Raw genomic sequence first — 4,488 nt, 5'->3', positions numbered from 1 at the left:
ATTTGTTTATTAATAACACTAGGCTTGGTCTAATTAGATCAAGTCTTTTTTAGTACCAAAACTTATTACATAATCAAAATTACATTTCTTTAGTTAATTTATATTGTTTATAAGCATAATAAACTATTAATGATTGTACTACCACTTGTGCAAATGATAATCCTATACGAATACTTTTCTTAGTTTTCTCACTCATTTTCTTCAACTCCTTTCGCTGCTTTATTCCAATTGCTTTATTGACGTTGAGCCTCGGAACCCTTAACAATCCCAAAACTTGTCGAATGGTCGGCTTAATAGCTCACGCTATGCCGACATTCGTCTGCAAGTTTAGTTAAGGGTTCTTCTCAACTTCAATAAATTTTCTCGGCATAAATGCGTCGTCTACTTTTTTCTAGAACGATTAATCAAGAAATAACCTAAAAGACCACAAATCAAAATAAATAAAAATATAAGCATTTTCTATCTCCTTTTTGGTAAAACTTTATCACATTAATTTTTAATCATGGAACTTTGCTCTAATCCACTCATACAAGCCAATAAACAACCCTATAGCAAATATATAAGGTAAAGCATAAGCAATATACCAAACAAATGTCATAAAGCCCTCAGACGCTCTTATTTTGCTCGCTATGGCTTTCTGTAATACATCTACATGCAAGAAACTCATAAAATCACTGCCTACGGTCATAATTAAAGCAAATAACATAAAGACTAATAACATAGCCCCAATACCTGTAAATAATTGCTTTTGTCTTTTTTTATAGTGTTCATGTGACGCTCTTACTTCTTGCAACATACGGTCATTTTCTTCTCGTACTCTGTAAATATCTCTGCCTAATATATCTTTTAATTCTTCTGTATCAACCTGTTTTAATTTTTCTTGAAGTACATCTACAAAATCATTACGAATCTTTAAGCTTTTATCTCGAAATTCCTTCGTTGCCTCTTTCAATTCGGACGTTGTTTCCTTGTGTTCTTTCTCTCTGATTTTCTGATTCTCTTGTATCTCTGCTAGATATTTTACGATTAGCTTGTTTTGTCTCTTGAGCTCGTTCAACTCTTCGTTGTTTAAGTTGCTCTGTGTGTTGCTCGACTGCGTCCCAGTTGACTTTAAATCCGTCTGCATATTCGGATTCTCTTTGTTGTTCTTGATGTCTTTCATGCTCATAGTCAATCGCCCCTTTTTCATAATCTGAACCTAGCGTTCGTCCACGCACCCATTTATTTGCATTTTCAGGCTTATATGAGATTGTTTCGCCACGAAGCTTAACTTCTACCCCTTTTTCTTCTAAATGCTCTGAAAACGTCTCTAAATTGCTTGTATGTGCTTTTGCATTTTCAATCAACTCCCGCAATTCATCTTTCCAAGAATATTCTTCTCTATCAAACACAATGCCTTTTTCTGCTTGTGTATATCTCATTTTTGCAGTGCCACGTTCTGTCACACTCAAACCATGTTCACGACAGACATTGTCATTTTCTTTTTTGACTAAATCACGTTGCTTTTTATTACTTTGATATTTCTTTCCAGTTTCTAGATCAACTGAATTAATCACAATATGATTATGATAATGGTCTTTATCTGTATGCGTATAAACAGCTACTTGATGATTAGGTGCTATTTTTTCTGCAAGTTCTAAGCCTAGTTGATTACATTGTTCTGGTGTTACTTCGCCAGGTTTAAAAGACTGGATAACCGTATGTGCTTGAATTCCATCTTCTTTGCCATACAAGGCTCTTGTTTGTTTAAAAGCCGATTTCGCATAATCTACATCACAATTCAAACCACTTTTTTCTTCTGCACGTTTCTCTGCATAATTGATTGCTCGACTTGCCGATTTGGTATTACCTAATTTAGTTGTTGCCATATCTCATCAAGCCTTTCACGTACTGCGTTGATGTTTCTATCCAAAGCCTTATAATCTGGATTTTCATGTTGATGTTGATTGCAATATTTAGCAATCTGATTCACATTCGCCCCTAACTTACTTAAATCTTTGGCAATCGATTGTCGCGTCTCTTTATCAAATTTGGGCGCTACCAATCGACTCCCATGTGCCTTTTTCTTAACAAAATTCGGCACACTCATATTCAAAGTTTCGGCAGATGACCTTAACTTTTCATATTCGGATTCGCTCACTCTGAAACTAATTTGTTTTGGCTCTTTGCGGTTGGGTTTTCGGTTTCCCCCAACAGACAAATCGCTAGCCAAATTATCATCATGTTCACTCATTCAATCCCACCACGTTTCTTCGAAATATATGACTTTCTATATTTGTAGATTATAGGATAATCAACAAAATTTCAAGTAATAATGTGGTTTGGCAAGCGTCGTATATTCTAGCCACTTCGTTCTGAATATACCGGCTTGCTGGGATTAATCCCAGACCCTTTATGTTTTTGCTAACGCAAAAAATGAGTGGCAAAATGCTAGCCACTCATAGTTCAAAACCAAATTCAAAATCAAAACAAAAGCAACCAAAAATGTGGTTGCTAATAAAATTAATTCTCATAATTATTACGAATAAAATTCTCAATATTTTTTTCGTAATTTGGATAGTTATAATTTCCTAAACAACTTACTTTATTTGAATAATATTTAAATAATTCACAACAAAGCTTAAAAGATTGGTATGTCTTTCTATATCCATTCATCTCAAAAGTAGCTAAAAACATATTGAATTCTTTATCAGTTAAATATTTGTTTATAAACTTATAATTCTTTCCTAAACTAAAATCAAAACCCCTATTAAAGCCAATATACCAAGAAATCATTCTTAATAATTCAGGACGTAAAATATTATTGAAATGATCTAAAGCAAATAATATTTCTCTTCTAAAAACACCCTTTGCTACATACGTTGAGACACTCCAAAACTCATTACAGCAATCATAAAATTCTCGTTCTGTTGGTTTTTTTAACCAATAATTTGAGTCATCTGGAACAATTTCTTGAGTTACTAAATTATCTTTATCAACTAAAATTTTTACAAGACCATCAGAATCACTAAAATAACGATTTAAATCTTTTAAATTAATTAATGTAATATCCATTTTTATGCCATCTTTAAAATACATTATATAACTGTAACCATAATCTAAATCAGGTGGGAATAATTCCATATCTTCTGGTTTCTGTATAAACAATAATTCTCCAAATAAACTTAACCAACTTTCTTCATGTGTGAAACACTCAATATCTGATACGAAAAAAGCAAAATCATAATCTTGAAACTTATCTTTTTTTATATTTTCATTAGTTCTTGAACCCTCGAGAGCAATAATTTTTACATTGCTTCGTTGATAAGCAAATTCAGAAACTAAATTTAAAATTTCTTTTTCAGTCCTCATTGTTTTTTCACTTCCAAAATCTAAATTCACGCTGCCAAAATTCAATCTGCTTTTGCAATTGTTTTTCATTCTCTTTTAAAGTCAATTTCATTAAGTCCGTTAAATCAATTTCTGAAATACTTTTTAACATTTCTCTGTATTTATTTTTTGTACGTCTTTCTAATTTACCCCATGTACTTTCTTCATGAATTAGCATATAAATCATTGCTTGGTCTTTTACTTTTTCTAAACTAGACCAATCTGGTTTCAAAATATGTAAATCATTAAAACAATCGTTCCAATAATCAACCATATCTCTTTTTAATTCAATTTCTACACGCCATAAGTGTGCAGACATAACTTCAATGTCTGCATTATCCTTACGTTCTTGTTTTTTATTATAAATTCTAATAAATCTATCACTGTCACGAACACCAAAATATTTTGTTTCTGGTTTACCGTTACGACCATAAAAAATAGTTTTCTTAACTGATTTATCAGTCATCGCATAATAATCGCTCAAATCGTCTTCAAAATCAAAAGCCAAATCTAATCTTGTAAAACCATCATCTTCCATGTAGTCAATGATGTTTTGTTTTAACCAAAGCATTTCTTCATGCGTAAGTTTATTAGGATTAAATTCAACACGCATATTACGTCTATCCCACGCATCTGCTTTTACTTTATCATATTCAATATAAACTTTTTCTTGTAGAGCCTTAGCTTTAAATTTGGTTTGTAATATATCCCAAAGTCTAATTTGTGGCGCAATACTCATAAATTCAGACAGTTTGTGAGCATTGTTCTTATTAAGATTCCCAACAATTGTCATAGCATCAAAGTGTAATTTTGGTTCGGGGGTGTACATAATATGTCGGTTTAACCGGCTATTAGAGTAGCCGGTTTTAGAAAAATTATCTAAATCCTGATTTTCTAAGTGATTTGAATGATTTGCGTGATTATTTTTACTCATAAAAAATCGACCCCTTAATTTAATTTAAGAAGTCGCTCACCCGAATATATTTCTTGAAGAATAAACTAATATCGTTTAATATCTAGATATACAAATTAAGAACAAAAACATCAACTGTTTTTCTTTAAGGTAAGTCGCATTCACAAACTTTGGACGGGGAGTGAGCGACTTCTTTTTATTTGTTT

At 31.9% G+C, this 4,488-nt stretch carries 5 protein-coding genes; all 5 read right to left on the bottom strand.

The window, feature by feature from the left end; genetic code table 11:
- Positions 1-496: 496 nt before the first annotated feature.
- The 5 genes from KA833_RS00050 to KA833_RS00030 all read right to left on the bottom strand — a co-directional run bounded on the left by KA833_RS00050 (position 497) and on the right by KA833_RS00030 (position 4,303).
- Entirely contained in the window at positions 497-952 is a 456-nt protein-coding gene (locus tag KA833_RS00050) for a DUF334 domain-containing protein (protein ID WP_204184425.1), read from the bottom strand.
- A complete protein-coding gene (locus KA833_RS00045; protein ID WP_194440788.1) occupies positions 921-1,868 on the bottom strand; it encodes a relaxase/mobilization nuclease domain-containing protein in 948 nt (315 codons plus the stop codon). Before KA833_RS00045 ends, KA833_RS00050 begins: the two co-directional genes overlap by 32 nt.
- Positions 1,850-2,233, bottom strand: coding sequence for a plasmid mobilization protein (locus KA833_RS00040; protein ID WP_069820424.1), 384 nt, complete (start codon positions 2,231-2,233; stop codon positions 1,850-1,852). The genes KA833_RS00045 and KA833_RS00040 overlap by 19 nt, the downstream gene beginning before the upstream one ends.
- A 269-nt stretch (positions 2,234-2,502) precedes the next feature.
- Positions 2,503-3,351, bottom strand: coding sequence for a streptomycin adenylyltransferase Str (str, locus tag KA833_RS00035; RefSeq protein WP_031795436.1), 849 nt, complete (start codon positions 3,349-3,351; stop codon positions 2,503-2,505).
- A gap of 7 nt (positions 3,352-3,358) precedes the next feature.
- Entirely contained in the window at positions 3,359-4,303 is a 945-nt protein-coding gene (locus KA833_RS00030) for a replication initiation factor domain-containing protein (protein WP_204191802.1), read from the bottom strand.
- Between the last annotated feature and the right edge of the window lie 185 nt (positions 4,304-4,488).

The sequence above is a fragment of the Staphylococcus sp. GDY8P67P genome (assembly GCF_017892545.1).
Classification (GTDB): domain Bacteria; phylum Bacillota; class Bacilli; order Staphylococcales; family Staphylococcaceae; genus Staphylococcus; species Staphylococcus ureilyticus.
The sequence above is the reverse complement of the archived record's forward strand: the minus strand, read 5'-3'. Positions and strand labels throughout refer to the sequence as shown.

Excerpts from the sequence above, each read along its gene's own strand:
- KA833_RS00045 (WP_194440788.1), bottom strand. The coding sequence starts at position 1,868 with ATGGCAACAACTAAATTAGGTAATACCAAATCGGCAAGTCGAGCAATC.
- KA833_RS00040 (WP_069820424.1), bottom strand. The coding sequence starts at position 2,233 with ATGAGTGAACATGATGATAATTTGGCTAGCGATTTGTCTGTTGGGGGA.
- str (WP_031795436.1), bottom strand. The coding sequence starts at position 3,351 with ATGAGGACTGAAAAAGAAATTTTAAATTTAGTTTCTGAATTTGCTTAT.
- KA833_RS00030 (WP_204191802.1), bottom strand. The coding sequence starts at position 4,303 with ATGAGTAAAAATAATCACGCAAATCATTCAAATCACTTAGAAAATCAG.